The organism is Pseudomonas sp. GM24 (assembly GCF_000282235.1).
In the GTDB taxonomy this organism is placed as follows: Bacteria; Pseudomonadota; Gammaproteobacteria; order Pseudomonadales; family Pseudomonadaceae; genus Aquipseudomonas.
Genome location: NZ_AKJR01000374.1, coordinates 1 through 964 on the forward strand (window position 1 = coordinate 1; position 964 = coordinate 964).

Below are 964 nucleotides of genomic sequence, written 5' to 3' on the forward strand. Positions count from 1 at the left end.
AAAGCAACCTTAAAAGATCGCAGCCTTCGGCAGCTCCTACATGGCGTACATCTGTAGGAGCTGCCGAAGGCTGCGATCTTTTTTTGTCGTTGACACCTAATCATATGATGATTAGCTTAATCACCCATCGCGATCCGCTTTGAGGTGTTCATGTCCAGCAGCTTTCACGCGTCGACGGTCGACTGGCTCGGCAGCTGGATCGCCGCTGGCCAAGTCAAACCCGGGCAGACCATCAAGGTCGAGGCCGATCTGGGCGAACAGCTCGGTGTCAGCCGCACCGTGATCCGCGAAGCAATCAAAACCCTCGTCGCCAAAGGCATGCTCGAAGTCGGGCCGAAAGTCGGCACCCGCGTGCTGCCGGTGCGGCGCTGGAACCTGTTCGATCCGCAAGTCGTCGGTTGGCTGTCGCGCAACGGGCTACCGGAAAACTTTGTCGATGACTTGCTCGACCTGCGCCGCACTATCGAACCCATGGCTGTGCGCTGGGCGTGTGAGCGGGCGACGCTGGACCAGATCGAAGCGGTGCAACTGGCCTATAACGCCCTTGAGCGCGCGGTCGACAGCGGCACCGATTACAACCGCGCCGACCAGTTCTTCCACGAATGCATTCTCGCCGCCAGCCACAATCAATTCATCGAACAAATGGTCCCGGCCCTCGGCGCATTGCTGGCGGTGTCGTTCGAAGTCTCCGCCGCTGACCCGGATGAACTGCGCCGTACGCTACCCATCCACAAGGACATGGCCGATGCCATCGCCGCCCGCGATTCTGCGCGCGGCGTGTGGGCGTGCATGACCCTGATCGACAACGCGGACTTGGCGATCAAACGCTTCTACCCGAAAGTCATGGCCGACAAAAAAGCCAGCTGAATACACAGATCCACTGTAGGAGTGAGCCTGCTCGCGATAGCGTCGTATCAGGCAAAGTAGCTTCGACTGGTCTACCGCGATCGCGAGCAGGCTCACT

1 protein-coding gene is annotated in these 964 nt (G+C 59.5%); it reads left to right on the plus strand.

Annotated elements, in window-relative coordinates; all coding sequences use genetic code 11:
- Positions 1-150: 150 nt before the first annotated feature.
- Positions 151-867: a FadR/GntR family transcriptional regulator gene (locus PMI23_RS28480; protein ID WP_007908284.1), complete on the plus strand. Its 717-nt coding sequence runs from the start codon at positions 151-153 to the stop codon at positions 865-867.
- Positions 868-964 lie beyond the last annotated feature (97 nt).

Bases quoted from the DNA above. Each gene is read 5' to 3' on its own strand.
- PMI23_RS28480 (WP_007908284.1), top strand. From the start codon at position 151: ATGTCCAGCAGCTTTCACGCGTCGACGGTCGACTGGCTCGGCAGCTGG.